Origin of the sequence: Nocardia sp. NPDC050793 (assembly GCF_040654065.1) — a bacterium.
Taxonomy (GTDB): domain Bacteria; phylum Actinomycetota; class Actinomycetes; order Mycobacteriales; family Mycobacteriaceae; genus Nocardia.
Genome location: NZ_JBFAHG010000007.1, coordinates 172,411 through 196,019 on the forward strand (window position 1 = coordinate 172,411; position 23,609 = coordinate 196,019).

Sequence of the window (23,609 nt, forward strand, 5' to 3'; positions counted from 1 at the left end):
GCCTTTACAGTCGGTCAGGTTGTGACCCGCGCCACCCGGCGGCGGGTTCGGACGACTACGAGGACGTGTGCCATGAGCTTCACCAGCCCGTATCCCGACGTCGACATCCCGGATGCGAGCCTGTACGAGTTCCTGTTCGGCGGTTTGACCGAGGCGGATCTGGACCGGCCCGCACTGCTGGACGGCGCGACCGGTGACGAGACGACCTACCGGTTGCTGCGCGATCGGATCGATGCCGTGGCCGGAGCGCTCGCGGTCCGCGGCCTGGGTGTCGGCGATGTGGCGGCGGTGCACGTCCCGAATGTCCCCGCGTTCGCCACGGTGCTGCACGGTGTGCTGCGGGCCGGCGGCACGGCCACCACGGTGCACGTGCTGTACACCGCCGAAGAGATCGCCAAACAGCTGGTCGACGCGAACGCCAAGTTCCTGTTCACGATCTCGTTCTTCCTTCAGCAGGCAGGCGCGGCGGCCGCGACCGCGGGCATACCGCCCGAGCGGATCATCGTGCTGGACGGCGCGCCCGGTCACGAGTCGCTGGTCGACCTGCTCGGCACGGGCGCTCCGGCTCCCGAGGTGAGTTTCGATCCAGCCACTCACCTGGCGGTGCTGCCGTATTCGTCGGGAACGACCGGCAAGCCCAAGGGCGTCATGCTGACTCATCGGAACCTGGTGGCCAACATCTGCCAGGTGGAACCGTTGACACGCAGCGGCGCGACGGATCGAATCATGGCCGTCCTCCCGTTCTTCCACATCTACGGGTTGACGCTGATCCTGAACACCGCCCTGCGGCGCCGGGCCACGCTGGTCACGATGCTCAGGTTCGAGCTGACGGAGTTCCTGCGGATCACCGCGACGCAGCGTTGCACCTACCTGTTGATCGCACCGCCGATCGCCGTTGCGCTGGCCAAGGATCCGCGGGTGGACGATTACGATCTGTCGAGCGTGCGAGTGGTCATGTCGGGGGCCGCCGCGCTCGATACCGATCTCGGTCATGCCGTCGCCACGCGGTTGGGCTGCCGCGTTCACCAGGGATACGGGATGACGGAGATGAGCCCGGCCAGCCACGGCATCCCGGAGGATCGCGTGGATCTGCCCCTGGGGTCCATCGGCATCACCCTGCCGAACATCGAGTGCAAACTCGTCGATCCGGCATCCGGCGTCGAGATCGATTATCCGGCCGGAGGTCTCAGCGCCCCGGGCGAATTGTGCTGCAAGGGGCCGAACGTGATGGCCGGATACTTCGGCAACGAGGGCGCGACGGCCGACGCGTTCGACGCGGAAGGCTTTCTGCGCACCGGCGATATCGCCGTAGTGGACGAGGAAGGGGTCGTCTACCTGGTGGACCGGGTCAAGGAGCTGATCAAGCACAAGGGCTACCAGGTGCCGCCCGCCGAGCTGGAGGCGGTGCTGCTGACCCATCCGCAGATCGCCGACGCGGGCGTCATCGGCGTGAAAGACGATGACGGGGAGGAGATTCCGAAGGCATTCGTGGTGCGGCAGCCGGGCGCCGGACTCGACGCGCAGCAGGTCATCGACTTCGTCGCCGAACGGGTGGCGCCCTACAAGAAGGTGCGCCGCGTCGAATTCATCGACGCCATTCCGAAATCGGTGACGGGCAAGATCCTGCGCAAGGATCTGCGACAGCTGGAAACCGCGCACTGAGAAGTGCGTCGCCGACCGGATTTTCCGGTCGGCGGCATCGTCGTGCGCGCGAGAGCTGGTCACCGCGGCGATGATGCTCGTCGCGGTGGGTGAAGCGCTACACGTGCGCGGCGATCCGCCGATCGATCACCGACAGCACGAACTCGGCCCAGCGAATGTTCTCTTGCTCGAAGGAGATTCCCCGCAGCAACGTGAGGTAGGGGCCGACGCGGTCGGCCTCGGCCAGGTACGCCTGTTCGCTGCGCCCGTCCAGCAGCCGGGAGCGGAGTCGTTCGTAGCGGTCCAGTTTCGCCTGCGACCATGCCAGCTTGTCGGCCACCGCGGCGCGCACGGCCGGGGCGTCTTCGACGTCCATGGCCTGCACCTTCACCATCATCTCGTCGCGGATGGCGGTGGGCTTGGCCTGCTCGGCGACGAACTCGTGCAGCGCCGCACGCCCGGCCGGCGTGATGGCGTGCAGCCGCTTGTTGGGACGGCGTTCCTGCTGCACGACCCGGGTTTCGATGAGGCCGTCGGCCGCCATCCGTTCCAGTTCCTTGTACAGCTGCTGGGGCGTGGCCATCCAGAAATTGGCCACCGAGGCATCGAAGCCCTTGGCCAGGTCATAGCCGGATGCCTCGCCCTCCAGCAGGGCGGCCAATACCGCGTTACGTAGCGCCATCCGCCCAGGCTACCACCCAGAGCGATTATTCAAATATTTGTCCTACACTCTCTGGACAAGCCCACGAATGCGAGCTACGGTTTCAATCATATAGTCAACAAATTGACCATAAGAGGTGGGAAATGCATCCCTTCCGGGCAGCCGTGGAGGCTCGCGACGAGGCCGCCATCGAGGCATTGCTTGCGGACAACGTGGTGTTCACCAGTCCGGTGGCGTTCAAGCCGTACCCGGGCAAGGCCATTACCGCCGCCATCCTGCGCGCGGTGATCCGGGTCTTCGAGGACTTCCACTACGTCCGCGAGATCGCCGACGCCAACGGCCGCGACCACGCGTTCGTGTTCGAGGCCGAGGTCGACGGCAAGCAGCTGACCGGCTGCGACTTCCTGCACTTCGACGAGGACGGGAAGATCGACGACTTCATGGTCATGGTGCGCCCGCTGTCGGCCGCGCAGGCGCTGGCCGCGCGGATGGGTGAGCAGTTCGAGCGCATCAAGGCCGAGGCCACCGCGCAGCTCCAGCGAGAGTCGGCCGGCGCATGACCGACTACGACGCCATCGTCATCGGCGCGGGCAATGCCGGCCTGACCGCCGCGGCGACGCTGCAGCGCGCCGGTGCGCGCACCCTGCTGCTGGAACGGCACAACATCCCCGGCGGCTGTGGCACCTCGTTCCGCCGCGGCCGGTTCGAGTTCGAGGTGGCGCTGCACCAGCTGTCCGGCGTGGGCATGGAGGGGCAGCCGATCTCGTTGCGCGAGGGCTTGTTCCAGCAGCTCGGCATCGCCGACAAGCTGGAATTCGTGCAGGAGCACGACATCTACCGAGCGGTGATTCCCGGCCAGCTGGATCTGACCCTGCCCGCCGATTGGGACGCCGCCATCGACGCCATCGAGGCGGAGTTCCCCGGCAACCGCGATCGGACAGCGAAGTTCTTCGAACTGCTCAGGCAGGTGACGTTCTGGCAGATCGCCGCCATGCGCGGCATGCCGGTCGAACAGATCGATCCGGTGTTGTTCAAGTACGGCCTGCGCCCGCTGAAGGATGTGCTCGACGAGTTCTTCGATGACGAGCGCATCAAGGTCGCGCTCGGCATGTACTGGACCTACCTCGGTCAGCCGCCGTCGAAGCTGCGGTTCCAGGATCTGGCGTTGACGCTGTTCGCCTACTTCGAGTTCAAGCCGTGGCACGTGCGCGGCGGCTCGCAGGCCATGTCCACCGCCATCCTCGACACCTTCCTCGCCGCCGGTGGCGAGGTGCGGTTCAACACCGGCGTGGCGGCCATCCTCACCGAGAGCGGCCGGGTGCTCGGCGTGCGGCTCGACGACGGCTCGGAAGTGACCGCGCCCGATGTGGTGTCCAACGCCTCGCTGCCGACGACCTACGGGATGCTCGAAGGCATCGACGTACCCGCCGCGGTGCGCGATGATCTCGCGACCAGGCGCATCGGCGTCTCCGGGTTCGTGCTGCACATGGGATTGGACGCCTCTCCCGCCGAACTCGGCTTCACCACCAGCACCACCTTCGTCAACATGGACACCGACGACGACCGCACCTACAACGCGTGGCGGTCCTTCGAACCCGCGCGCGGCATCTGCGTGAGCTCCTACGACGTCGCGCCGATCGGCTTCGCTCCCGCGGGCGCGACACACGTCAGCCTGATGACGCTGCAGTACGCCGACATCTGGCGCAACGTGGCGCCGTCGGAGTACGCGCGCACCAAGTTCGCCTACGCCGAGACCCTGCTCGACCTGTGCGAGACCATCACCCCTGGCATCCGTGACGCCATCGAGGAGGTCGACGTCGCGACGCCGTTGACGATGATGCGCTACCTCGGCCACCCCGGCGGCGCGATCTACGGCTACGACCAGGACTCCACCGAAGGCTGGCTGTTCCGCAACAGCGAACGCGGGACCCACGTGCCCGGACTGCACCTGGCCGGTTCCTGGGCCGGTATCGGCGGTTTCCAACCCACACTCGAGGCAGGCGCCCGCGTCGCCCGCCGCCTGCTGCGCACCAAAGCCGCCTGAACGGAGCACATCGTGAAACACCCCCTCGCACAACGATTCGACGGCGCGAGCGAGATCCTCGCCGAAATCGACTCCCGTATCCCCGACACCCGCGACCACCTCGCCGAAACCCGCACCACCATCAACGCGTATCACCCCAAGCGGCTACAGCTCGCGGTCACCGAGATCATCGACGAGACCCCCACCACCAAGACCTTCCGGCTGGCGAATCTCGAACAGGCCACGCTGCCACCGTTTCTCGCGGGCCAGTACGTCAACGTCTTCTTCGACGGCACCAGCCGCCCGTATGCCATCTCCTCCAGCCCAAGTCGCCTGGACCACTACGACCTCACCGTCCGCCGCGTGCCCGGCGGCCGCATCAGCAACATGCTCATCGACACCGTCGAGCTCGGCCAGGTGCTGACCACCACGGGGCCGATGGGCACCTTCCATCACAACCCGCTCTTCCACGGCAACGACGTGGTGTTCCTCGCGGGCGGATCCGGTGTCGCGCCCGCCATGAGCATGATCCGCGAGATCGCCGGGCGCGGCCTCGACCGCACCTTCCACCTGATCTACGGCTCCCGTGACGCCGCCGACGTCATCTTCCGCGACGAACTCGACGCGCTCGCCGCCCAGCATCCCGGCATCGACGTCGACCACGTCATCGCCGAGCCGGACGCCGAATGGACCGGCGCCACCGGCTTTCTCACCGCGGACACCATCCGCTACCTCGCCGGTGCACTCGACAGCAGAATGGTCTACGTCTGCGGCCCGCAGGCCCTCTACCCCTACGCTCTCGCCCAGCTGACCGAGCTCGGCCAGCCGCGCAAGCGAATTCGCTTCGAGGCCAACGGGGCGCCGAACGACCCTGCGGCCCAACCGCATTGGCCCACGGGAGCGGACCCGGCCGGCGAGGTCACCGTCACCGTCGGGAACGTCTCCTTCCGTACGCCGCGCAACCGTCCGCTGCTGGACGCCCTGGAGGACAACAATTTTCGCCCCGAGGCGGCGTGCCGCTCCGGCGAATGCAGCCTGTGCCGGGTCCGGGTCGTGAAAGGCCAGGTGCACACCGCGGAGGAGGCCAAGCTCCGGCTCTCCGACGCGCAGTTCGACTACACCCACTCCTGCGTCGCCTATCCGATCACCGATGTGGAGCTCGACCTGTGACCTCGAGCTACACCAGCCCGAGCCACTACCGCAGCAACGTCCGCGACCTCGAATTCAACCTGTTCGAGGTCCTCGGCCTGGACACGCTGCTGGACGACGAAGCGTTCGGCGACCTCGACACCGCGCGCTTCGTCGCGCTCACCTGCGCATGACCAGCTACTCGCGATACGTCGCGCTCGGTGACAGCCAGACCGAAGGCGTCGGCGACGGCGACGACCGGACCGGATTACGGGGCTTGGCCGACCGACTCGCCGAACGGCTCGCCGCGATCGAACCGGACCTCCACTACGCCAACCTCGCCGTCCGCGGCAAACTCGCCCACCAGGTGCACGCCGAACAGCTCGACGCCGCACTGGCGCTGCGCCCCGATCTGGCGACCGTGGTCGCCGGGTTCAACGACCTGCTGCGCCCCGGATTCGACGCCGACGAGGTCGTAGGCCACCTCGATGCCATGTTCGCCGCGCTCACCGCCCGGGGCGTGGTCGTGGCCACGCTGACCTTCCCAGACGTCGCCCGCATCACCCCGCTCGCGCGTCCGATCGGCGGCCGGGTCACCGCGATGAACCAACGCATCCGCGCCTCCGCCGAACGGCACGGCGTCATCGTCGCCGACACGGCGCCCTACCCTGTCGTCACCGATCCCCGCCTCTGGAGCACGGATCGGCTGCACGCGGGTCCGCTCGGACATCAGCGCATCGCGGACGCCCTCGCCTACGCGCTGCGGCTGCCCGGCGCCGACGATCGCTGGATCGAACCACTGCAACCGCCGCTGCCCGCGCGAGGCGCCCTGTCCACCGCCGCGAACGAACTGCGCTGGGCGGCAACCTTTCTCGGGCCATGGCTGGGCCGACGACTGACCGGGCGATCGTCCGGCGACGGCCGCACCGCCAAGCGCCCCGACCTGCTACCGGTTCGCGACCGCACGGAAACCCCAGGCGCCGCGACCGCCGACCGACCCCGGCCGTGATCACGGGACGCGGGGTTCCAGCAGTAATTGTGAGGGGCCGGCCGAATGCCAGGGCGGACGCAAAGTGTCAGGAGCGGGAATTGGCTACTGTGGACGTGAGATCGGCCGATCTGCGGTGACCGGCCGACTCGAGCGGGGGCTATCCGGGATTTCCGCGGTTGAGAGGAACGGTATTGGTGCGATGGGTTTCTACGACTGCAGTTGCATGATCACCGGTGTCAGTCTGCACGACGACGCCACCTTGGTCATGCTACGACGCATCGGGCAGAACTACCTGCCGATCGCGCTGGGCATCGCAGGCACCTACGACCGACTCGGCGGCATCGACGGCGTCCACGAGGACCTCAACACCGAGCTCGTTCTGCGCTACTTCTTCGACCGGTATCGCGACGGCAGGTTCTTCGCCAAAGACCAGACCAGCACATTCGACGGCGACGCACTCACCTCCGACAGCCACATCGAGGAGCTGCTGCAGCTCATCGAACGCACGCACGTCGCGATCGACGACGAGATCCGTGACAACGGCAGCTATTCCGCATCGACCGTGCTGGACGGCGACATGGTCGTCTTCGCGTTGATCGCGCAGCCCATCTGGGATGCCATTCTCGATGCGGCCTCCAAGTCGGATCGGCCATCGGATCGCCAGTTCGAGCGGCTGTTCGGCCCGGCATCGACAGCCGCGGAAATCTATCGAGGTCGGCTGCCGGAATTGGTCACCGCTCTCAACCAGCTGGCCGCAGTCAACGACTTCATCGAAGCTCACGGGCTGCGCTGGGCCCCTGCACCTGAACCGTCACAGCGGTACCCGACCGATTACGGCTGCCAACACGGCGACGAGATCAAGGAATTCCTTGACCGGGCGAAACACGACTACCAGGATGAGCCGGTCATCTTGACCGGCCTGGCCCGCTACGAACAGCAGCTGGTGGACTAGGAGCTACTCGACTGATGCGACTCCGCCGCCGACACCGAGTCTCGGTCATCGTCGACCGATACCCATGGGGTCACCCTGGTGAACTTCGCGTTGTTCGATTTGTATCCGGGCTGCGGCCAGGTCACCGCGTGTAGCGGTGCTTGACCCCCACCGGGAAGTAATCCGGGTCGCCTGCCGGGCGCAGCTCGACATGCGGCAGGTGACGCTCGGCGGGCACATAGTTCGCGTATTCGCTGTTGTGCGTGAGCAATTCGTCGCGGATCGCGGCGGCGACGAGCCGGGTGCGCCCGGCGGTGTTCGGCTCGTCGGGACCGAGCTCGACCGTGATGCGGAGCAGCCGGTCGCGGTCGGCGTCCTCCCACGCCTCCAGCACGAACTTCCCGGTGACCCAGTCACTGATCTCGGCCCGCTCCAGCGCGAGCGACACCGTCTCGGGAAAGACGTTGGCGCCGAATACCGAGACGGCGTGGATCGCGCGGCCGAAGACGAAGACGAACGGCAGGTCGGGGCCGGTCTCCTCGTCGGGTTCGAAGCCGTGCGCCTTGCAGAATTCCACCAGGCGCTCGTGCGGGATGACGCCGCCGTCGTCGGCGATGTGATAGCGGATCAGCGGAACGCCGGAGTCGGCGGTGAACACCAGTGTGCCATCGACGGTTTCGAAGAAGCGGTCCGCCGGGTTGTACTGCAAGAGGGTCGGCAGCCGCTGGCCGCCGAACAGTTCCCGAGCCGGACCGGGGTGCTCGGCGAGGAAACGCCGGATCCGCACACTGAGCGGGGTCTCGTTGCCGAGCACGCCACCGTCGGCGGTGCCGTAGAGCGCGGCGACGTCGCGGACCGGATCCAGCCCGGCGCGCTTGCCCATGAGATCGCGCCACTGCTCGCTGAAAACCTCGCCGGCGCACACCATTTTCAGCGCGAAGCTGGACCAGTCGACGCCGCCGCGCAGGCCGGTGTCGATGACATCCTTGAGGAAGGGCGGATAACCGAACAGCACCACTTGGTCGAAGTGCGGACCGAGTTCCGGTACCACGCGCAGGATCTCGGCCTTGTTGTTGCCCGGCGCGACGATCGTCATGGCCAGTTCGGCGGCCAGCCCGCGCAGGCAGGACAGCGTGTAGAGGCCGCCGACCCAGGTGCCGAGCGGAAAGCACACCACGGCGAGGGTGCGCCGGTGGGTTGCGTCGAAGCCGTGCACGAGGACCTGTTCGAAGCGCCGGGTCGCGGCGACTTCGTCGGCGGCGGAGCGGGGCCAGAAGGTGGGCGTGCCCGTCGAGCCGGACGACACCGCGATCAGATCGCATGCGCCGAGATCACCGTCGCGGCACCGCTGCGGCAGCGGATAGCGATGGTGGTAGTTCTCCTTGGTGATCAGCGGGACTCGCGCGAATCCCGCGGCGTCGACGACCGAAGCGGGGTCGATGCCGTGGCTGTCGAGGAAGGCGCGATAGGCGGGTACGGTCGCCGCCGTTCGCTGGAACAACGCGACGAGCCGCTGCTGCAGATTCGAATCCATCTCCCGGCCCTTCCGCGAGGCGAAACCTGCGTCGGAGACCAACCGTACCGCCGGGCGCTGCGGCGCGTGGAGATCCGCGCGGATCGCTGATACTCGCCCGCTCCGCGGTCGCGGCGTTCCGGTATGCCACGACATTGCTGTGACGGCCGTCCGCTCGAGTCGCCGCGTTCCGGTCGTGCCGCTGATGTTTGCGGCGCCGAGAATTTGATCTTGGTCACTCCCGAGATGAACTTCCGTCTGCACCCGCGTAAGTCCTGCCGAATGCCTGATGAAATCGGGGTCGGGGGGCTTCTCCCCCGGCCCCGGCATGACTTACGTTCGGGCGCATACCGACCGGCCTCGATGTTGGGAATGCTCGATGAACGATGTCGTAAAGACAGCACGCGTGATCGCCGCTGCGGACCACGCGGTGACGGTGGGCAGGCACGGCCAGCACTTGATCCCGTGCGTGACGACGGAAACCTGTGGCGCCGAGGGAATTTCGGCGGCCATGATCACCATGGCGCCGGGCAAGGTGGCTGCCGCGCACTACCACGCCCACAGCGAGACCATCGTGCTGTGCCTCGAGGGCCGGGCAGCGACGCTGGTCGGCCCGGAACTGACGCCGCAGCTGCACGGACCAGGCGAATTCCTCTACATCCCCGCCGGCGTCGTGCACGTGGCGGTGAACCTCAGCGACACCGAGGAATTGACGGCCGTCGACATCCGCACCGATCCGCTCTTCAGCGACGATCTGGTGTTGGCGCCGGAATACGATGTCGCGGCCGCGGATATCGCTGCGCGGTTGCGGCGGGAACTCGCCGTGGCACACGCGTGAGCGTCACCGTCGAACGCGGGGCAGCGGCGCGGAGCGGACAGATCGATGACGTCTTCGCCGCCCTGGCGCGCCATCCCGCGGTGATCTCGTTCGCCGTCGGCGCGCCGGACCCCGCGCTGCTGCCCGGCGCCCTTCTCGCGGCGTCGGCCGCTGACGCCATCGCGAAGTACGGGAACGCGGCTGTGCAGTACGGCCTGACACAGGGCTTCCCGCCGATGCTGGAGCAGGCGCGGAAGCTGTTGTCCGGCCGTGGCATCGAATCCCAGGCGCACCGACTGCACATCGCCACCGGCGGATCCGGCGCGCTGCACAATGTTTGCATGGCCGTGCTCGATCCGGGTGCGGTGGTACTGGTGGAGACGCCGACCTACGGGCCGGCGCTGAAGGTGTTCCGCAGTCACGGCGCGCGGACCGTGGGTGTAGCGTCCGACGAATTCGGCATGCTGCCCGAGGCGCTGGACGCCGCGCTGGCGCTGCACGACACGGCGTTCGTCTATCTGCTCCCGACCTTCCACAACCCGACCGGCCGCACCATGCCCGCGCCCCGGCGCGGGCAGCTCGCGGAGGTGGTCGTGCGGCGCGGCGCGATGGTGGTGGAGGACGACGTCTACACCGATCTGCGCTACCGCGGCGGGCGGCTGCCCGCGTTCTGGTCCTACGCGCCGGACAACACCGTCTACATCACCTCGCTGTCGAAAACCCTTGCCCCCGCGCTGCGCATCGGCATCACCGTGCTGCCGGATCAACTCGTCGAACCGGTGCTGGCACTGAAACAGGGCATCGACATGCAAACCTCGGTGCTCAACCAGGCGATCGCCGCCGAATTCCTCGACAGCGCAGCGGCATCCGCGCATCTGGACCACATCGTCGCCGCCTACGCCGCCAAACTGTACGCGGTCACGGCGGCGCTGGAACGGCACTTCCCGGACGGTTTCTCCTGGACCGACCCGGACGGCGGCATGTTCGTCTGGGTCGAGGGCCCCGCCGATTTCGACGCCGTGGCGCTCGCGCTGCCCGCGCTGGAGGCGGGGGTGGCCTTCATCCCGGGAACCACGTTCTTCGCCGAGGACGACGCGCCCCGCAATGCGATGCGACTCAGCTTCGCGAGCGTGCCGCACCACGACATCGACCGCGGCATCGCTCTGCTGGCCGGTCTGTGCGGGGCTCGATGAGCATGATCGGAGTGTGGGAGGTGGTCGCCGACGGCGCGCCGTTCTCTCACCACGTCATGACATTTCACGCGGACGGCACCATGCTCCAGTCGAACCCCGACCACGGCAATCGAGCCACCAGCGACAGCAACGGCATGGGCGTCTGGCGAGCCGACGGAGCACGGATCACGGGCGCATTCCTGGAATTCACGGTCGACCGCGACGATCCGAGCCGGATACGCAAAGGCATCGTTCGATTCGAACTGACTGTTCGTGACACGGAATTCACCGGCACGGCGAGCGCAACATTCCAGGACCTGGGCGGCGCCATCACCGGCGGGCCCCTCCCCGCCCGGCTCACCGGACGCCGCTTCGACCCTTTCGCGCACTGACCGAACGGCGACCTCTCAGAGGGCATCTGAGAACTCAGGTGGGTGCCTCGCTGTCGCGAGCCAGTCGGCGGGTGAGGGTGCGGATGGCGGCGAGGTAGACCATGGCTTCGTGGCGACTCGCCGTGGGCCGGGTATGACGAACACGAACAGGTAAGCGACCCTGACACAGGGACTCTCGGTGAGAACTGATAGGTGTGGAAACCTCAGTCCTACCGGGAGTCCCTTCACATCTCACGCATCACACGCCGCGCGGCCACCAAGTTCTCAGCATCCCAACAACATTGACCCACACCGAGAACCACCACCTCCTCGTCGTCGCCTCCCGATTCGACAAGGGCGGCCCCATGGCCCGAGCACCCCAACACTCTTCCGCATCGTCGAGGTCGACGGAATCTGATCTCGTGCTCGGCTCAGCCCTGGAGTCGGGCGGTGACCAGCCAGCCCCGGCCGGACCCGTCGAGGTCCGGATCGAACGCGGGCGGCACCGGACGTCGATAGGAGCGGGCGAGCGCGGCGATCTCACGCACCGCGGGTTTCCAGCCATGCCTGTAGAGCCAGGTATCGAGGTCGTCGTCCGGTCCGCCACGCCACAGCTGCACCAGTTCGTCCGATATCGCCGCGCGAGCATCACGCAGCAGCGGCGAGTCCTCGACGTGGTCGGCTACCAGTTCACTACCTGGGGCCGACAGCTCGGTCATGCGCGCGAGTAGCACGTCCGCGGCATCCGCCGACAGGGCGTAGAGAATGCCTTCCGCCAGCCAAATCGTGGGCACATCCGCGTCGAATCCGGCTCGGCGCAACGTGTCCGGCCAGTCCGCGCGCAGATCGGCGGCCACCTGAACATGCTCGCATCGTGCGCGGGCGCCACTGCCCCGCAGCGCGTCGCGCTTGAAGGTCAGTACCGTCTCGAAATCTACCTCGAACAGGCGTGTGCCGTCAGGCCAGGGCAGGCGGTACGGACGCGCGTCCATCCCCGACGCGAGCAATACCACCTGGCTGCACGAGTCGCCGACGGCATCGAGGAGAACCTCGTCCAAGAAACGGGTACGGATCGCTACCTGACCAGCCATCAGATCGACGAAACTCAATCCACTCGCCGGGGTAGCCACGCTCGCCATCGCCCACCCGCCCGCCACATCCAGCAGGCGCTGCGCGTACGGATCCTCGAACAACCGGTCCGCCCGCTGATTCTCAACCGCCCGCAGGGCCGCCACACCCAGTGACGTCTCCCCGATCCCGCTCAGCGGCACCGAGTCCGGATCGCCCTGTGTTGCACTCATCGCGCACCTCTCCCTAAAACAGATTGACCGTTCTTCTTGCGTGGACAACAGCTCTGTATTCTCCACGCAAACAGAATAGCAATTCGTTTTGAGCTCGGGGTTCAAACGGGCACCAGGTGTGGAACGGACGGCGTGATGGCTGCATAGGGAGCGAACAACCCCCGCTACGTCGGCGAACCAACCGATCCGAGCCGACGAGAGCACACCGTCCTACCGTCGATGGACACCATCGACTGCCGACGTCGGGTTGGCGACAGCGCCTCGGGCTGTTCGGTGACGCGTCAGGCGGTCTTGGGCGGCGGCAGGAGTGGGCGTAACCCGTTGCTGAATGCTTGTGCGCCCACTCCGTCGAGTAGCGCCTGCTGAAACAGGAACGCCGGACCGAATGTGGTGAGCACACGCGCGACATCGACCGGTTTGGCCGCGGGATCGAGCAAACCCTCACGTTGGTACCGGCGCACTATTCGGGTGAAACCGTCACGGAGGTCACGATACTTCCCGGCGAGCAACGCGCCGAGCACCGGATTGTGCACGGCCTCCGCCCACACCTGCACCACCAGGGCCGCGAACTCGCGCCGATTGTCCTGCTTGTCCACGACCGTGAACAGTCGCTGCAGAACCTCGGTAATGGGCGGCAGTTCGGCGTCGCTGAGCACTTCGTCGAATCCGGCCGTGATCTCGGCGGTGACCTCTTCGACGATAGCGGCGACCAGGGCTTCTTTGCTGGCGAAGTAGCCGTACACAGCGCCCGCCGACAACCCGGACTCAGTGAACACGTCTTGCATGGACGTCGCATGGAACCCGTTACGTGTGAAGCATCGCCGGGCGGCGTCGACGACCTGTTGCCGGCGTGCGGCTCGGTACCTCTCGGTGAGACGTGGCATCACCCGATCATAAAGAACGCTTGTTCCGCTTACTGCGGGTTGGGGGCGGGCAACTCGCACCGCCCCGCCAGCAAGCAGGCGTGCCTGTTCTCGGCAGGGCGTGTGACCGCGCTGGCAACGGACAGCCCGTTCTCATTCTGCGGCAACAAGTTCCGGCACCTGCGACGAGTTTCGGGCAAGGTGGTGCATGGCGCCGGCCAGAGCCAGCAGCGTCAGCATCGTCAGTGCTGTGGTCACCCAGACCAGCAGGACCGTGAACGGAACCCCGGCCGCCGCGCCGTCGAAGAACATGACCGAGCGCAACAATGACGCACCCGCCCCCGGCGGGAGCAGCTGACCGACCGAACCCCACGGCTGCGGCAGCATCTCCGAGCCGGTCGACGCACCGGAGAGGGGGTTGCCGAGCAGCAGGAAGGTGAACCCGGCCACCCCGAGGCCGATCCGTCCGGCGACGGTACCGGCCGCGACGATGGTGGCCGACACCGACATCGAGATCAGCCCGATCACCGCGGCCAGGGCAAGATAGGACCCTGGGGCCAGCGACAGCCATCCCCTGACCACCACCGCACTCGACAATCCCGCGCCGAAGGCATAGATCGCGAGTCCGACCATACGTGCGCCGATCGACGGAACCGCCAGCGCCAGCAGATAGCCCGCCGCCAGACTCGACACCACCAGCGGCAGCACCATCGCAGCGAATCCGCCTCCGTTCGGGTCATCGGGGTCGCTGGCAACCACATCCTCGACGGCAGCTTCCGGGACGCCGGACAGCTGCCCAGCTACCCGCGTCAGCTGCTGGGCCACCGCCGGGCCCGCCGCCGACGCGACCAGCACCTGCGCCTTGTCACCGGACCCACCGCCGCCGCCCACGGCCCCGGTGACAATCGCCCCGTACACCTCTCGATCGGCTATCAGACCGCGAGCCCGCTCCGCGTCGGCAACGACAGTGACCTCGAAGGCGCCGGGAGCACGCTGAGAGAGTAGGGCGGCGACCGCATCGGCCTGCGGGCCGGCGACCGCAACCGGCAGATCCCGTGGCTCGACATTGGATGCGGGCCAGGCGAACGCGATCAGCATTACCCCTTGAAACACTACGGCGGCGATTCCCACCCCCACCGCGCGCTGTACGACAGTCATGACACCCTTTCTACAAACAGAACAGATATTCGTTTTGTGATGCCTATACCGCTGTACGTATGCGCAGCTGTCAAGAACATGTGTTCCTTTTACACTGGGCGCATGCCCAGATGCCGCCCAGTGATACTTCGCTCGCAAGGTGCCGCGCGCTCGGAATCCGCACCCTCACCCGCCGACTGGCTCGCGACAGCGAGGCACCCACCTGAGTTCTCGGATACCCTTTCGGGTCGACCGGGCCGCCGCGGCACCGTGATGCGCGGAGACCCGCGCGGATCGCCGCATTCTCGCTATCTTCGAGAGGGCTCTCCGTGAATTCTCGGTGGGCGCGGCGCGATACATCCGCCGGAGGACGTCGCGGAGGATGGGGACGACAGTGCGAGCAACTCGGTGCGGACTGGTGGCCGTGGTTGCGGCCGTGGGATTGCTGGTCTCGGGCTGCGTGATCGGGCCGAGGGTGGACGGCAGTGCGACGCCCTCCCCCGCCCCGCTGCCCACGCTGCACGACTATGAGGCTCAGCGGATCGACTGGGCGCGGTGCGTGGGACTACCCGGCGCCGAATGCGGCGAGATTCGCGTGCCCGTCGACTACGACCACCCTGGAGCCGCCGCCATCACCATGCCGCTGGTGCGTTTGCGCGCCACCAATCCCGCAAGGCGCCTCGGCGTGCTCACCAGCAACCCCGGCGGCCCTGGCGAATCCGGTTACGAGAACGTGCTTTCCGCGCTGAACCCGGAGGACACCGGGCTGCGCAAGTTCCGCTTCCGCTACGACCTGGTCGGTTTCGACCCGCGCGGTGTCGGCCGGACCGCGCCCGTGCGATGCCTGAGCGATCGCGCGATGGACGACTACCTGGCCACCGATTTCACCCCGGTCGACGAGGCGGGCCGCCGGTCGGTCGCCGAGGCGCACCGCCGCTACGCCACGGCGTGCCTGCGCAATACCGGCACCTTGCTCGGTTTCGTCGGCACCGAATTCGTGGTGCGCGACATGGACATCATGCGTTCGGCGCTCGGCGAGGCGAAGCTGAATTTCTTCGGCTTCTCCTACGGCACCCGGATCGGGCAGCTGTACGCCGAGCGGTTCCCGGATCGGGTCGGGCGGATGGTGCTCGACTCCGTGGACGACCCGAGCCTGCCCACCGACCGGTGGGAGGCGCTCGACGTGTCCGGCACCCCGGCGCCGGGCGAGCTCGCGCCGCGAGATCGCTTGGTGCGCACCATGCTCGACGCGTGCGCGCAGCGCGCGGACTGCCCGGTCGGCAACGACGCGGGCGCCGCCATGCAGCGGCTGCGCGGCCTGATCGATCGAGTGGACGCCGAACCCATACGCACCTCGGACGGCCGCCGTGTCGGCTCCAATCTGGCGCTGCTCGGCATCTTCCAGGCGACTTACGACGAGCGCTACTGGCCGCGGTTCGAGCGCGCGTTCGCCGACGCACTGCGCAGTGACGGCACCGGGCTCGCCGAGCTCGCCGACCTCTACGTCGGCCGCGACCAGGGTCGCTACAGCTCGTCGGATCCGGCGTTCTGGTCGGTGGAATGCCTCGACGACGACCCGAGCGCATGGCGATCCAAGTCCGAAGACGTGATTCTCGGCGAATTGGCGCGCGAGGCCGAATGGGCGGCCGCGCAGTCACCGCTGTTCGGCGCGAACCGCGTGTTCAGCACCCCGCTGTGCCTGTTCTGGCCGGTGCCGCCGACGCAGGAGTCGCAGGGCGTGGACGCCGCGGGTGCGTCGCCCATCCTGCTGCTCAACAACAGCGGCGACCCGGCCACCCCGCTCGAGGACGCGGAGAACGTCGCCGCTACCCTCGCCGACGCCGTGCTCGTGATCAACGAACACGACGGTCACATCGCCTTCGACAACGGTTCCTCCTGCGTGGACGCCATCGTCGTCGCCTACCTCTACGATGGCGAGCTGCCTCCGGATGGGACCCGCTGCACGAACTGACCGGGCGCCTCCGCGCTCCCGCCGGACCCGGTCCGGCCGCTCCCCTCTAGAGTCGATGGGTGACCTGGACCGTCGGTTTCGACCTCGACATGACACTGATCGACTCGCGACCGGGAGTCTCCTTCGCCATCGACACCGTCGCCGCGGAGTTCCAGCTGCCGCTGCGCGGCGCCGACTTCGTGCAGCGCCTCGGCCCGCCGCTCGATCTGCTGCTGGCCGAGGCGGGCGCGCCGGACGAGCTCATCCCCGCCCTGATCGCCCGCTACCGCGAGCTGTATCCCGACGTGGTGCCGCGCGTTCCCGCCATGCCCGGCGCGGACGCGGCACTGGACGCGGTGGCCGCGCGCAATGGACGGCTGATGGTGGTGACCGGCAAATACCAGCCGCACGCGCAGCTCCATCTCGACGAGCTGGGCTGGCGGATCGACCACCTCGCGGGCGGGCTGTGGTCCACCGGCAAGGCCGAGGCGCTACGCGCGCAAGGTGCGACCGTCTACGTCGGCGATCACGCCGGTGACATGCGCGGCGCCAAAGCGGCCGACGCGTTCGCGGTCGGCGTCACCACCGGACCGTGCGACGCCGCCGAACTGCGCGCGGCGGGAGCCGACATCGTGCTGAGCGATCTCACCGAATTCCCGTCCTGGCTCACCGAATACGCGGCCGCCTGACGGCGCGACGCTTCAGTCGGCGGTGATCTCGAGGTGCGGCCGGTGCCTGTGCATCGCCTCGGTGACCTGGAGCAGCGGCACCGAGAGCGAGGTCATCGGGATGGACGGCGCGGTGGCGAGCGCGTACTCCGGATCCGGGTGCGTGAGCACCAGATCGATGGCGTCACCGCTCGGGCAGCGGCGCACCCGGACGTGATCCACGGTCGACCACGCGATCCGGCCGAACGCCCGGTGTTCCACGACCTCGTCGGTGATCACCAGATCCGGCCTGCGCCGCAGCCCGGACCACGCCATCTCGGCGCCGATCGCGAGGAACACCAGTGCGCCGATCTCGCCCGCGATCACCGCCGTACCGGTCACGATCGCGATCACGCAGATCACGGCGAGTATCAGGCAGGCGGCCGCCACTCCCAACGTCGTCCGCATCGTTCGGAACACCGTGTCCGGCCGCCACTTCCGCACATGCATTCGCGCATCCTAGCGGTGCCTCACCAAGGGACCGGCCTGCGCCGGTCGAAGAACCCGCCCGTGGGTCCGCCGGATCCTTCGGAGGCCAGGCGCACGACGGCGTCGGTGCCTTCGGCAACGGTCTGCACGCCCGTGTGATCGTTCAAATCCGTTGCGGTATAGCCGGGATCGACCGCGTTGACCCGGAAATCGGGCAGCGCCCGCGCGTACTGGGAGGTGATCGCGTTGAGCGCGGATTTCGACGACGGGTAGGGCAGGCCGAGCACGGTGGACTCCGGCCGGGCCGGGTCGGAGGTCAGGGTCAGCGACCCTATGCCACTGGAGACCATGACGATTCGCGGGTGCGACGAGGCGCGCAGCAGCGGCAGAAACGTATGGGTCACCTCGACGACGCCGAAGACGTTGGTCTCGAACACTTCTCGGAAATCGGCGGCCACGCAGTCCGGTGGCGCTGCGCGGGTGCCGCCGATAGCCGCATTGTTTACGAGCACGTCGAGGTGATCGGTGCGCTCGCCGACCGCTGCGACGGCGGCGGCGACGGACGACGCCGACGTCACGTCCAGCTCGATGAATTCGACGTCGAGACCCACTTCGGCGAGCTCGGCCGCCGCCCGCTCGCCGCGCTCGGCATCCCTGGCGCCGAGGAAGACGCGCCATCCGAGTCCGGCCAGCCTGCGCACGGTTTCCCGGCCCAACCCGTTGTTGGCCCCGGTGACCAGGGCGATCGTGGTGGAGTTCACGAGCCGAGCGTGTCAGCGCGGTGCGGTTCGCGCCAGGACCGCCATGTCCTGGGATCGGCCGTACCACCCCGCGGCCGCCGAAATCCGCCATCATCGGGGTCATGGATCGCACCGAGCTCGCCGCATTGCTGCGGCAGGCGCGCGCCAGGGTGGGACCGCGTGATGTCGGTTTGCCCGTCGGCATGCGACGGCAGGTGCCGGGTCTGCGGCGCGAAGAGGTGGCACTGCTGGCTGGGGTGAGATACCGGTTACACACTCCTCAAATGCCCGCATACGGGAGGGAATCGACCATGTCACCTCTCCCTACAGCAGCCCCATGATTCGGCGCGGCGAGAGCGCGGATCGTGGTTGATCGGTCAGGCAGTGGTGGAACCGCTACCGCCGGTCCGCGGCCCCGGGACACCGGGTCCGGCGCGGACGGATATCCCCAGATCGGTCTTCGACCACATTGCTACCACCAAGTCGGTATAAGCATCCTGAAATGCCGATTACGTGATGTCCGGTTCAGGGTCGGCAGCGCTCTCATCGCAGTCGAACGCGTCGTTGGCCGAGTCACCGTCGCGGGTCGGCCCCGCCCGAAGCAGTCCCCGTGCGGCCGAGCCGGTTGCATCCCAACAAACGTGCTCAACCGAGCGGAATATCGGCGGAGGTCGACGGGATCGCTTCGAGTGCCATGACAGTGTCATGCGGGGCGATCGTCGCGGCGGCGATATTGGCTTCGAGATGGCGGATGCGGGTGGTGCCTGGGCACGAGCATTATGTTCGGTGCGTGGTGCAGCAGCCACGCGAGGCCGACCTGTGCGGGGGTGCAGTCGAGGGATTGCGCCACGGCGGCGGCGACCGGATCGTCGGTGACCTTCGGCATGGTCGGGAAGGCGCCGCCGAGTGGGAAGAACGGGACCCAGGCGATCCGTTCGGCCGCACAGAGTTTCACCATGTCCTCGTCATCGCGGGAGGCGAGACTGTAGGCGTTCTGGACGCATGCGATCCTTGCGGGAAGGGCAGCAATGTGGTGATCTACCCGGCGGGTGAAAGTCCTTCCGCGGAAGGGGGTCTCGGCGCGGAGGAGACCGCGTCCAGCGTGATGCAACCCGGGCGTGGCGATTGCCCAGCGCCTGACCGCCACGGTCTTCACCAGCGGTTCCGTGCACCGCCCGCCTTCGGTGTGATCGCACCCCACCTCCGGCGGCATCCTGGTGCTGCGCGGCCCGGTGCGCGCCATTGTCGACACGCCGTGGCTGGAAGGTTCCTGGGAGCGCTCAGCCCTCGCCGTCGAGGGTCAGCAAGACCAGTGGAATCGGCCGGTCGACCTTGGACTGGAAGTCCGCCAGCAGCGGGTTGTTGGCCAGCACCCAGGCCGCGAACTCGTTGTAGTCCTCGGCTTCGAGCACCGTGCCGGTCGCCTGGTAGGTCTTGTCTCGGAGCTCGATGGTGACCTGCGGATTCGCCTTGATGTTGTACCACCAGGCCGGGTACTTGTCCTCGATGAACGAGCTCACGTACATGGTGTCGTCCCGGTACAGGGGGCCCAGCGGAGTCGTGTGCCGCTTGCCGCTCTTGGCTCCGGTGGTGGTGAGCAGGATGAGGTCCCCACCCGCGTAAGCGCCACCCACCTTGCCCGAGTTCTCCCGGAACTCCTTGATCACATCATCATTCCAGTTGGCAATGCCGCCTTCCTGGTCCCACGCCTGGTTCCACGGCGCGTTCGGATCGTTGTAGTCGGTGATTCCGGCCTGATCCGGCTGTCCCGCAGTCGATTCGGTTTCGCTCATGATTCGAGCATGTCGGGGAAATAGGACAGTTTCGGTCCTAATTCGACCGAGATCTTGACGTATTTCGCAAGCCAACGCCCTGTCATGCCGCTGAGCGCTCGTTGGCCAACCGTCCAGAATGGTTGGCCATGGAAACGCCAACAAGGGTGTGGGCTGGGACCAGCGTCCCAGCCCACACCCCTGCTCGGTGTCCTCGCACCATTACGGGGCAGGTGACAGGCCCGACGAGTTGTCGAAGACGCGTCCAGATAGCGGTCGGAAGCTGAGCTGAATTGGTGCCCGCACGTCTATCACCGCCGCCGGTGCGCCGAAATCGGCCAGGACAGCCCAGACCTGCTCAGGGGTGGCGTCGACGATGAATTCTTTGTGAATGGATGCCATGGAGTCCTCCTGGTCAGGCCGCGGCGATGCAGAACAGATGGCCTTCGGGATCGGCGAGAACCGTCCACTGGTCCAGCCCTGGCTGGAAATCGGGTACGGTCGCGCCCAGCGTGCGCAGCCGCTCGGTTTCGGCCGACACATCGGCGACCGTGAAATCGAGGTGGGCGTGCTTACCGGTACCGGGCCAGTCAGGACCCTGGTAGCCCTCGATCCGCTGGAACGCGAGCTGGATCGGGCCCTCACCGAGGTAGGCCGAATTGTCGTCGAGATGGGTGATCTTCCAGCCGGTGACCTCGTGGTAGAACTGCGCCATCGCCTTTGGCGAGGCACAGTCGAGGTTGATCGCGGCGAGGTTCGCGTGGACGGTCATGTGTCGATAACTCCCTGGGGTAGTCGGTGTTGCCGTCTCAGCATTCGCGCCCGGCCCTGCGCAGGTCTTGAAGATTGTTGCGGGCATCTTCTGTCGTACCCCCGGCGTACGGTCCGTGGGTGCTGTCCGCCACGACCCTCGCCGCCCGACCGGAGTTCACCGTGACCACCGTGAACTGCCGCTCCGATCACACCCATTTCTGTGCTCCGGAAGTCCGCGACGACCATCGGCTGGTGCTCGTGCGCCGAGGCCGGTTTCGGCGACAGGCCAACGGCGAACTCGTCGACCTGGACCGCACTGTCGGCTACATCGGCGCACCGAGTGAGGAGGAAGGGTTCTCCCACCCCGCCGGTGGTGACCTCTGCACCGCGGTGACCATCGAGCCCGACCTCGTGGAAGGGGCGGTGAACCCGCGGGCGGTCTACGTCGATGCGCGCATCGAGCTCGCGCACCGCCGGATGCTGACCGCCGCCGCGGGCGGCGATATCGACTATGCGGTGATCGAGGAACTGGTCCGGCTCGTCGCACTCGCGGCCGGACGGCCGGTCCCGCTCCCGCGGCCCGCCGACCGAGTGCTGGTCACCGCGGCCCGGGAGGCGATTATTAATGGGGCACCGGAGTCGGCTGGGCTGCGCTCGCTGGCCGTACTGCTGAAGGTTTCGCCGTATCGGCTGAGCCGGGTGTTCTCCCAGCACATGGGCGTGCCGGTTACCCGCTACCGTAACCGAATACGAGTCGGGCAGGCCCTCGACCGGATCGCCGACGGCGACACCGGCCTCGCCGACCTTGCCGCACACCTCGGCTTCGCCGACCAGGCACACCTGACCCGCACAGTTCGCGAACACCTGGGCCACACCCCCACCGCTCTACAGCGACTACTGACACCCCCACCGCCACCGAGCCGTTGAAAGCCTGCACCAGAGCGGCGCTGATCGTGGCCGGCGCAATGTAGTTCGCCAGCGAAAAGGGGACCACGTTGCCAGTCGTGGGACTACCGGCAAGGGGTGGCCTTCCTGGCGAACGTGTTCCAGAGTTGCTGCGATAGCCGATCATGGCTACCGCAGCCCGGACATCCCCTAATGGCTCCCCTCTCGTGTCAAGGCGTGGTTTGGAGGCGGTGGCTATTCTGGTTGGTGGTAAGTCCGGGTTGTGGCTTGTCCGAAGTGTCGGCGGTGCGGGGTTGAGCCGGTCGCGCTGGAGTCAGTAGCCGTCCCCGATTGCCCTCCCGGGCTTGCCGTTTCACCTCTGTGCTGATCGGCGAGCACGCGTGCATAGACAACGTTGGAGAGGCGTCGTTTCAGTGCCCGCATCGCTTCCATCGAGGTCTTGCCCTCGGCTCTGCGACGGTCGTAGTAGGTGCGCCCGGCGCTGCGACGGCGTAGTTGGACGATTGCCATCGTGTGTAAAACCCGGTTGATCTTGCGGTTTCCGGCGCGGGAGAGCCGATGTCGTTGCTGCTGACCAGACGAGGCGTCCAAGGGTGCGGTGCCGTTCCAGGACGCGAGCCGGTCCCGGTCTCGAAATCGGTGTATGTCAACGACATCGGCCAGTAGCCGTGCCGCGCCCGCTGGGCCGATGCCGTGGAGGTCGGTCAGCGTGGAGTCGCGTTCGGCGACGAGCTGGCGCAGTTCTTTGTCCGCGGCTTTGGTTTTGCGGTCGATGGTTTCGAGTTCGCCGATCAACTCGACGGCCAGGCGGCGCCGGACCTTGCCTGCCGGATCGCGGGGTTTGACGGCGGCGACCAGCTTGCGGGCTTGGGGCGCGGTCAGGAATTTCTTTGCCCCCCAGGCAATAGTTCCAGCAGCAGTCGGCGCAGTCGATTGACGGTGTCGGTGCGGGCGCGGCCGAGTTCGTCGCGGCGATCGGCGAGCATGCCCAAGGTGATCGGTTCCGAGTTCGCGTGAATACGGCGCAGGTTCGGTGACCGCAACGCCGCCAACGCCACCGAATGCGCATCCACGGGATCGGTCTTGCGACCGTTGCCGGTGGCGAACACCCGCACCTGAGTAGGGTTTCGCCGGCACGTCGATCACGGTTTCACCGTCGTGGACCAGGCGATGCGCGATATGACGGCCGATGCCGTTGCAACCCTCGATGGCCCATGTTCGATCGGCGTGTTGTTCTGCAGCGGTGAACATTTCGCTATACCCGGCGTTGTCGGTGCCGTATCGGCCCGTGGCCAGGATCTTGCCGGTGTGGTCGATGATTTCGATCGCGGCTGAGCGTTTGTGTGGGTCCATTCCGATGATGACCGGCACCTGTGGTGTCCTTCCCGTCTCGGCGTCTGCGGTTCGTGCAGGAAGGCACCGCTACTTCGAGCTTTGGGCAAACCCCTCTTCAGCCATTCCCGGCACGGTGACCGGTGAGAGGCAAGCCATTAGAGAGCCACACCGATGACGCTGGCGGACAGCCGCTTAGGGAGCTTCTCACCGGGCACCTGGACCAGATCCTGGCCGGGATCAGGTCCTGGCACCAGTGTCAAGTAGCCGCATACCGCGCTGATCGAACCGGCTGGCGCGGGGCAGGCGACCTTCAGGTGGCTGTATCGATTCGAGGCCGACCGAACACACCGCTGCATGACGATGGCCGTGCAGCGCCCCTTGCTCGGAGACCGACTCGGCTACCCTGCGGCTTTTTCGGTGCTCGATTGTGTAATGAGCCATCACCCAGTCGTTTCGAGGTCGTTGGC

At 67.1% G+C, this 23,609-nt stretch carries 25 protein-coding genes and 3 pseudogenes; 15 read left to right on the plus strand and 13 right to left on the minus strand.

The window, feature by feature from the left end:
• The first annotated feature begins 72 nt into the window (after positions 1-72).
• Entirely contained in the window at positions 73-1,662 is a 1,590-nt protein-coding gene (locus AB0H50_RS23925; protein ID WP_357456566.1) for an AMP-binding protein, read from the plus strand.
• Between the two features lie 97 nt (positions 1,663-1,759).
• Here AB0H50_RS23925 and AB0H50_RS23930 read toward each other — a convergent pair whose 3' ends face one another.
• The gene (locus tag AB0H50_RS23930; RefSeq protein ID WP_357456568.1) at positions 1,760-2,323 is read right to left on the minus strand and encodes a PadR family transcriptional regulator; all 564 of its coding nucleotides are present in this window, start codon (positions 2,321-2,323) and stop codon (positions 1,760-1,762) included.
• Between the two features lie 122 nt (positions 2,324-2,445).
• On the opposite strand from AB0H50_RS23930, the gene AB0H50_RS23935 reads away from it, so the two are divergent.
• The 6 genes and pseudogenes from AB0H50_RS23935 (at position 2,446) to AB0H50_RS23960 (ending at position 7,396) form a co-directional block, all read left to right on the plus strand.
• Positions 2,446-2,862, plus strand: coding sequence for a nuclear transport factor 2 family protein (locus AB0H50_RS23935; RefSeq protein ID WP_357456570.1), 417 nt, complete (start codon positions 2,446-2,448; stop codon positions 2,860-2,862).
• Positions 2,859-4,346 carry an NAD(P)/FAD-dependent oxidoreductase gene (locus AB0H50_RS23940; protein ID WP_357456572.1) on the plus strand — a complete coding sequence of 496 codons (1,488 nt, stop codon included), beginning with the start codon at positions 2,859-2,861 and terminating at the stop codon, positions 4,344-4,346. Before AB0H50_RS23935 ends, AB0H50_RS23940 begins: the two co-directional genes overlap by 4 nt.
• Positions 4,347-4,358: 12 nt before the next feature.
• Entirely contained in the window at positions 4,359-5,495 is a 1,137-nt protein-coding gene (locus tag AB0H50_RS23945; protein ID WP_357456574.1) for an FAD-binding oxidoreductase, read from the plus strand.
• Positions 5,492-5,617, plus strand: a pseudogene (locus tag AB0H50_RS23950) (acyl-CoA dehydrogenase N-terminal domain-containing protein); the annotation flags it as partial. The gene AB0H50_RS23945 and the pseudogene AB0H50_RS23950, both read left to right, overlap by 4 nt.
• 26 nt (positions 5,618-5,643) lie before the next feature.
• The gene (locus tag AB0H50_RS23955; RefSeq protein WP_357456576.1) at positions 5,644-6,462 is read left to right on the plus strand and encodes an SGNH/GDSL hydrolase family protein; all 819 of its coding nucleotides are present in this window, start codon (positions 5,644-5,646) and stop codon (positions 6,460-6,462) included.
• Positions 6,463-6,667: 205 nt separating this feature from the next.
• Positions 6,668-7,396, plus strand: a complete 729-nt coding sequence (locus AB0H50_RS23960) for a hypothetical protein (protein WP_357456578.1) — start codon at positions 6,668-6,670, stop codon at positions 7,394-7,396.
• A 121-nt stretch (positions 7,397-7,517) separates the two neighbouring features.
• Here AB0H50_RS23960 and AB0H50_RS23965 read toward each other — a convergent pair whose 3' ends face one another.
• Positions 7,518-8,909 (minus strand): hypothetical protein, encoded by a 1,392-nt coding sequence (locus AB0H50_RS23965; RefSeq protein ID WP_357456580.1) that lies wholly within the window; start codon positions 8,907-8,909, stop codon positions 7,518-7,520.
• A 358-nt stretch (positions 8,910-9,267) separates the two neighbouring features.
• Between AB0H50_RS23965 and AB0H50_RS23970 the strand changes: the two genes are divergently transcribed.
• Genes AB0H50_RS23970 through AB0H50_RS23980 form a run of 3 tightly spaced genes read left to right on the plus strand, consistent with a single transcriptional unit; the run spans position 9,268 to position 11,269 of the window.
• Positions 9,268-9,726: a cupin domain-containing protein gene (locus tag AB0H50_RS23970; RefSeq protein WP_357456582.1), complete on the plus strand. Its 459-nt coding sequence runs from the start codon at positions 9,268-9,270 to the stop codon at positions 9,724-9,726.
• Positions 9,723-10,898, plus strand: a complete 1,176-nt coding sequence (locus AB0H50_RS23975) for a PLP-dependent aminotransferase family protein (RefSeq protein ID WP_357456583.1) — start codon at positions 9,723-9,725, stop codon at positions 10,896-10,898. Before AB0H50_RS23970 ends, AB0H50_RS23975 begins: the two co-directional genes overlap by 4 nt.
• Positions 10,895-11,269, plus strand: coding sequence for a hypothetical protein (locus tag AB0H50_RS23980; protein ID WP_357456585.1), 375 nt, complete (start codon positions 10,895-10,897; stop codon positions 11,267-11,269). The genes AB0H50_RS23975 and AB0H50_RS23980 overlap by 4 nt, the downstream gene beginning before the upstream one ends.
• A gap of 410 nt (positions 11,270-11,679) precedes the next feature.
• Here AB0H50_RS23980 and AB0H50_RS23985 read toward each other — a convergent pair whose 3' ends face one another.
• From AB0H50_RS23985 to AB0H50_RS23995, 3 genes are all read right to left on the minus strand, one after another.
• On the minus strand, positions 11,680-12,654 hold the full coding sequence (locus AB0H50_RS23985; RefSeq protein WP_357456587.1) for an SAM-dependent methyltransferase: 975 nt from the start codon (positions 12,652-12,654) through the stop codon (positions 11,680-11,682).
• 176 nt (positions 12,655-12,830) lie between these two features.
• Complete coding sequence (locus AB0H50_RS23990) at positions 12,831-13,433, minus strand: TetR/AcrR family transcriptional regulator (RefSeq protein WP_357456589.1); 603 nt, start codon at positions 13,431-13,433, stop codon at positions 12,831-12,833.
• 132 nt (positions 13,434-13,565) lie between these two features.
• On the minus strand, positions 13,566-14,570 hold the full coding sequence (locus AB0H50_RS23995) for a hypothetical protein (protein ID WP_357456591.1): 1,005 nt from the start codon (positions 14,568-14,570) through the stop codon (positions 13,566-13,568).
• Positions 14,571-14,943: 373 nt separating this feature from the next.
• On the opposite strand from AB0H50_RS23995, the gene AB0H50_RS24000 reads away from it, so the two are divergent.
• On the plus strand, positions 14,944-16,521 hold the full coding sequence (locus AB0H50_RS24000; protein WP_357456593.1) for an alpha/beta hydrolase: 1,578 nt from the start codon (positions 14,944-14,946) through the stop codon (positions 16,519-16,521).
• A 59-nt stretch (positions 16,522-16,580) separates the two neighbouring features.
• Positions 16,581-17,189 carry an HAD hydrolase-like protein gene (locus AB0H50_RS24005; protein ID WP_357456594.1) on the plus strand — a complete coding sequence of 203 codons (609 nt, stop codon included), beginning with the start codon at positions 16,581-16,583 and terminating at the stop codon, positions 17,187-17,189.
• A 12-nt stretch (positions 17,190-17,201) separates the two neighbouring features.
• Here AB0H50_RS24005 and AB0H50_RS24010 read toward each other — a convergent pair whose 3' ends face one another.
• Together AB0H50_RS24010 and AB0H50_RS24015 are read right to left on the minus strand one after the other, a co-directional pair.
• A complete protein-coding gene (locus tag AB0H50_RS24010) occupies positions 17,202-17,657 on the minus strand; it encodes a hypothetical protein (protein WP_357456595.1) in 456 nt (151 codons plus the stop codon).
• Positions 17,658-17,677: 20 nt separating this feature from the next.
• Entirely contained in the window at positions 17,678-18,397 is a 720-nt protein-coding gene (locus AB0H50_RS24015; RefSeq protein WP_357456597.1) for an SDR family oxidoreductase, read from the minus strand.
• 101 nt (positions 18,398-18,498) lie between these two features.
• On the opposite strand from AB0H50_RS24015, the pseudogene AB0H50_RS24020 reads away from it, so the two are divergent.
• Positions 18,499-18,636: pseudogene (locus AB0H50_RS24020) on the plus strand (transcriptional regulator); the annotation flags it as partial.
• 454 nt (positions 18,637-19,090) lie between these two features.
• Here the strand turns inward: AB0H50_RS24020 and AB0H50_RS24025 are convergent.
• From AB0H50_RS24025 to AB0H50_RS24040, 4 genes and pseudogenes are all read right to left on the minus strand, one after another.
• Positions 19,091-19,400 (minus strand): annotated as a pseudogene (locus AB0H50_RS24025) (aldo/keto reductase); the annotation flags it as partial.
• Positions 19,401-19,656: 256 nt separating this feature from the next.
• Positions 19,657-20,169 carry a nitroreductase/quinone reductase family protein gene (locus AB0H50_RS24030; RefSeq protein WP_357456599.1) on the minus strand — a complete coding sequence of 171 codons (513 nt, stop codon included), beginning with the start codon at positions 20,167-20,169 and terminating at the stop codon, positions 19,657-19,659.
• Positions 20,170-20,370: 201 nt separating this feature from the next.
• A complete protein-coding gene (locus AB0H50_RS24035) occupies positions 20,371-20,550 on the minus strand; it encodes a hypothetical protein (RefSeq protein ID WP_357456601.1) in 180 nt (59 codons plus the stop codon).
• A gap of 13 nt (positions 20,551-20,563) precedes the next feature.
• On the minus strand, positions 20,564-20,920 hold the full coding sequence (locus AB0H50_RS24040; RefSeq protein ID WP_357456602.1) for a VOC family protein: 357 nt from the start codon (positions 20,918-20,920) through the stop codon (positions 20,564-20,566).
• A 119-nt stretch (positions 20,921-21,039) separates the two neighbouring features.
• Here AB0H50_RS24040 and AB0H50_RS24045 point away from each other — a divergent pair, with 119 nt between their 5' ends.
• Positions 21,040-21,828: an AraC family transcriptional regulator gene (locus AB0H50_RS24045; protein WP_357456604.1), complete on the plus strand. Its 789-nt coding sequence runs from the start codon at positions 21,040-21,042 to the stop codon at positions 21,826-21,828.
• Positions 21,829-22,041: 213 nt separating this feature from the next.
• Here the strand turns inward: AB0H50_RS24045 and AB0H50_RS24050 are convergent, their stop codons facing one another.
• Both AB0H50_RS24050 and AB0H50_RS24055 read right to left on the minus strand, forming a co-directional pair.
• Positions 22,042-22,602, minus strand: coding sequence for a transposase (locus AB0H50_RS24050; protein ID WP_357456606.1), 561 nt, complete (start codon positions 22,600-22,602; stop codon positions 22,042-22,044).
• 83 nt (positions 22,603-22,685) lie between these two features.
• Entirely contained in the window at positions 22,686-22,922 is a 237-nt protein-coding gene (locus AB0H50_RS24055; RefSeq protein WP_357456608.1) for a transposase, read from the minus strand.
• A gap of 43 nt (positions 22,923-22,965) precedes the next feature.
• Here AB0H50_RS24055 and AB0H50_RS24060 point away from each other — a divergent pair, with 43 nt between their 5' ends.
• The gene (locus tag AB0H50_RS24060) at positions 22,966-23,142 is read left to right on the plus strand and encodes a hypothetical protein (RefSeq protein ID WP_357456610.1); all 177 of its coding nucleotides are present in this window, start codon (positions 22,966-22,968) and stop codon (positions 23,140-23,142) included.
• The last annotated feature ends 467 nt before the right edge of the window (positions 23,143-23,609 follow it).

Bases quoted from the DNA above. Each gene is read 5' to 3' on its own strand.
- AB0H50_RS23925 (WP_357456566.1), top strand. From the start codon at position 73: ATGAGCTTCACCAGCCCGTATCCCGACGTCGACATCCCGGATGCGAGC.
- AB0H50_RS23930 (WP_357456568.1), bottom strand. From the start codon at position 2,323: ATGGCGCTACGTAACGCGGTATTGGCCGCCCTGCTGGAGGGCGAGGCA.
- AB0H50_RS23935 (WP_357456570.1), top strand. From the start codon at position 2,446: ATGCATCCCTTCCGGGCAGCCGTGGAGGCTCGCGACGAGGCCGCCATC.
- AB0H50_RS23940 (WP_357456572.1), top strand. From the start codon at position 2,859: ATGACCGACTACGACGCCATCGTCATCGGCGCGGGCAATGCCGGCCTG.
- AB0H50_RS23955 (WP_357456576.1), top strand. From the start codon at position 5,644: ATGACCAGCTACTCGCGATACGTCGCGCTCGGTGACAGCCAGACCGAA.
- AB0H50_RS23960 (WP_357456578.1), top strand. From the start codon at position 6,668: ATGATCACCGGTGTCAGTCTGCACGACGACGCCACCTTGGTCATGCTA.
- AB0H50_RS23965 (WP_357456580.1), bottom strand. From the start codon at position 8,909: ATGGATTCGAATCTGCAGCAGCGGCTCGTCGCGTTGTTCCAGCGAACG.
- AB0H50_RS23970 (WP_357456582.1), top strand. From the start codon at position 9,268: ATGAACGATGTCGTAAAGACAGCACGCGTGATCGCCGCTGCGGACCAC.
- AB0H50_RS23980 (WP_357456585.1), top strand. From the start codon at position 10,895: ATGAGCATGATCGGAGTGTGGGAGGTGGTCGCCGACGGCGCGCCGTTC.
- AB0H50_RS23990 (WP_357456589.1), bottom strand. From the start codon at position 13,433: ATGCCACGTCTCACCGAGAGGTACCGAGCCGCACGCCGGCAACAGGTC.
- AB0H50_RS23995 (WP_357456591.1), bottom strand. From the start codon at position 14,570: ATGACTGTCGTACAGCGCGCGGTGGGGGTGGGAATCGCCGCCGTAGTG.
- AB0H50_RS24010 (WP_357456595.1), bottom strand. From the start codon at position 17,657: ATGCATGTGCGGAAGTGGCGGCCGGACACGGTGTTCCGAACGATGCGG.
- AB0H50_RS24030 (WP_357456599.1), bottom strand. From the start codon at position 20,169: ATGAGCGAAACCGAATCGACTGCGGGACAGCCGGATCAGGCCGGAATC.
- AB0H50_RS24035 (WP_357456601.1), bottom strand. From the start codon at position 20,550: ATGGCATCCATTCACAAAGAATTCATCGTCGACGCCACCCCTGAGCAG.
- AB0H50_RS24040 (WP_357456602.1), bottom strand. From the start codon at position 20,920: ATGACCGTCCACGCGAACCTCGCCGCGATCAACCTCGACTGTGCCTCG.